3 protein-coding genes are annotated in these 2,392 nt (G+C 67.4%); 2 read left to right on the plus strand and 1 reads right to left on the minus strand.

The features are described 5' to 3' along the window. Together E1261_RS44405 and E1261_RS44410 are read left to right on the plus strand one after the other, a co-directional pair. Positions 1 to 190, plus strand: a 190-nt coding sequence (locus E1261_RS44405) for a hypothetical protein (RefSeq protein ID WP_132416345.1), incomplete at its 5' end; no start/stop codon positions are given. A gap of 98 nt (positions 191 to 288) precedes the next feature. Further along, positions 289 to 1,854: an outer membrane protein assembly factor BamB family protein gene (locus E1261_RS44410; protein WP_132416347.1), complete on the plus strand. Its 1,566-nt coding sequence runs from the start codon at positions 289 to 291 to the stop codon at positions 1,852 to 1,854. 25 nt (positions 1,855 to 1,879) lie between these two features. Here the strand turns inward: E1261_RS44410 and E1261_RS44415 are convergent, their stop codons facing one another. Continuing rightward, positions 1,880 to 2,287: a hypothetical protein gene (locus E1261_RS44415; RefSeq protein WP_132416349.1), complete on the minus strand. Its 408-nt coding sequence runs from the start codon at positions 2,285 to 2,287 to the stop codon at positions 1,880 to 1,882. Positions 2,288 to 2,392: the final 105 nt, after the last annotated feature.

The following is a 2,392-nucleotide window of genomic DNA, read 5'->3' on the forward strand; positions in this document are numbered from 1 at the left end:
TCTAAGAGACAGGGGCGAAGAAGCGTTGGGGATCCATCAGCGGACGGGACACTTTCTCGGGCAGGCTCGGGCGCTCCGGCTGCTGGGTGAGGCCGGGGCGGGGCGCGAGCATCTGCGGGAAGCGCTGAACATGTTCGAGGCTTACGGGTCACCCGAGGCGATCGACGTACGGCAACTGCTGGGCATGTGACCAGCAGTTGAGACCCCGCTTGCTGCCCGCTTTCTGGTCGCTTTCCGCGCGCCGCAGACGCCTGTAGGCGACCCCTGTCCGGCGGTTCACTTCCGTGTGTGTCCTCCAGTCAGCAGCCTCCTCCACCTGGTCCCTACGGGCCTCCGCCCGGTCAGTACGGGCAACAGCCTGGGTACGGACCGCCGGTCACGCCGTACGGGCCGCCGCCGGGAGGATTTCCGCCGCCGGCGGGACAGTGGCCCCAGCACCTCGCTCCTGGCCAGCAGCCGCCGTGGCCGCCGCAGCCCGGGCCCAACCACCGGAGGCCGAAGAAGAAGGGCGGCCTCGTCGCGCTTGCGCTGGTGCTGGTCGTCGGTCTGATCGGCGTCGTCGGAGGCGGGCTGTACTACTTCCGGATCCCGCTCGGGCTGTTCGGTGGTTCGAGACTCGATGTCGACCGCGAACTCCAGTACGTGCTGCAGGAACGGTTCGCGTCGAACTACATCCCGAAGGAGGGCAGCGACCGTCTGACGGCGCGCTGGTGGACCGACAAGTACCTGGTCCGTTCGATGCCGAACGAGTTGATCGGCTACGACCTCGGCACCGGTCAGACGGCGTACAAGGTGAGCCTGCCGGACAATCACTTCTGTGGGGCCTCGCGGCAACAGTCCGGTAAGGGGTACGTCGCCGTACTGCAAGGAACGCGGCAGGACGGCTGCCGGCGAGTCACGGTCGTCGATGTTGTCCACGGCAAGGTGGTCTGGTCGAAGGAGCTCGCGCCGGCCGGCCAGATCCGCTCGGAGCCGACGATCCTGGACTTCCCGCGGGCCGACCACCGCCCGGCGATCCTTGGGGACCGGCTCTACATCCCCACCGACAAGGGTGGGCACATCCTCAACCTGACCAACGGTGCGGTGATCGAGCAGCCGAACCCGAAGCGCGAGTGTTTCAGTACTCACTACGACGCGATCGGCACGGTGGGGCTGGCGTACCGGAACTGCTCACGCTCGGGCGACAAGGGCCGCCACCTGGTGGGGTTCGATGCCGCAGGCAAGATTCTCTGGAAGTTCAATCTGCCCGTGCGGGGCAAGCGCCCGACCTTGCTCGTCGGAGTGCTCTCGGTCGATCCCCTCCTCGTCCGCGTCCTGGACGGGCTTGGCAAGAAGGAGGTCTGGAGGCTCGATCCCCGGACCGGCAAACACCAGGTCGTCGTCGACCTGAGGACACGATCCGCCTCTGATCCCTGCGAACCGGCCGGCGGACACGGCCTGTACGACTGCTCGCGGCATGTTGTCTCCGACGGCACTCTGTTTCTCCAGCAGCGCAACGGCATCGAGGCGTACGACGTCCTGACCGGCAACGCGTTGTGGCGATCGGCCTGGGACACCCAGCACAAGGTCACTGAACCGATCGGACTGGACGCCGACGGCCATCCGATCGTCTACCTGCTGCCGACCAAGGACGATCCGGGCGCGCTGGTGCGGGTGGATCGCAAGAGCGGCACCCTGACCGCGACCGCAATATTGCCTCCGGCAACCAGATCCATGACCCGCCCCGGCGGCAGCGACCTCACCCAGCATGTCGATGCCGGTGCCGTCGACTGGCACAACGGCCACCTCGCCTTCTTCCGAACCCGCCCCAGCTCCCGAGACGCCGGCTACGCAGCCACGATCGTCCTCAAATGAAGGAGCCGATCGCGAGTACTGGCGCCTAACCGCGTTTCTTGCCGACGTCGCTCGGTTGCTCGCCGCGCGTCCTGAGCACCAGCAGGACGAACCCGATCAGCGCCGACGCGCCGGCCGCGATCAACGATCCCCACGCATCCTGGCCCGACTTCAGCCCGGCCTCCCGCACGACCAGGTCCTTCCCGTCCACGGCGTACTGGACCTGCAACTGCGCACCCTTGGCCGGTACGTCGCGGAACTCCGTGGTGCTCGCTCGCACCACCTCCCCGCCCGGCAAGGTCAGATCGAGGTCCAGCGACGAGCCGGCTACCCCCACCACCGTCGCAGTCGTCGTCGGCGCACCATCCAGCCGCTCGTCCCCGTCCCGCGTCACCCAGCCGACCACAAGCACCAGCCCACTCAACACAAAGCAGACCGCAGCCCAGCGCCTCATGCGCCAAGTATCAGCTATTCAGCAGGTCCTCGAACGGGGTGGGGTTGGCGTACGGGTCGGGCTTCACCGGGGTTTCGTGGTGGAGGGTGGCGACCAGTTCGGTGG

Origin of the sequence: Kribbella albertanoniae (genome assembly GCF_004348455.1) — a bacterium.
Taxonomy (GTDB): Bacteria; Actinomycetota; Actinomycetes; order Propionibacteriales; family Kribbellaceae; genus Kribbella; species Kribbella albertanoniae.

Coding starts and splice junctions, on each gene's coding strand:
- E1261_RS44415 (WP_132416349.1), bottom strand. CDS start 2,287: ATGAGGCGCTGGGCTGCGGTCTGCTTTGTGTTGAGTGGGCTGGTGCTT.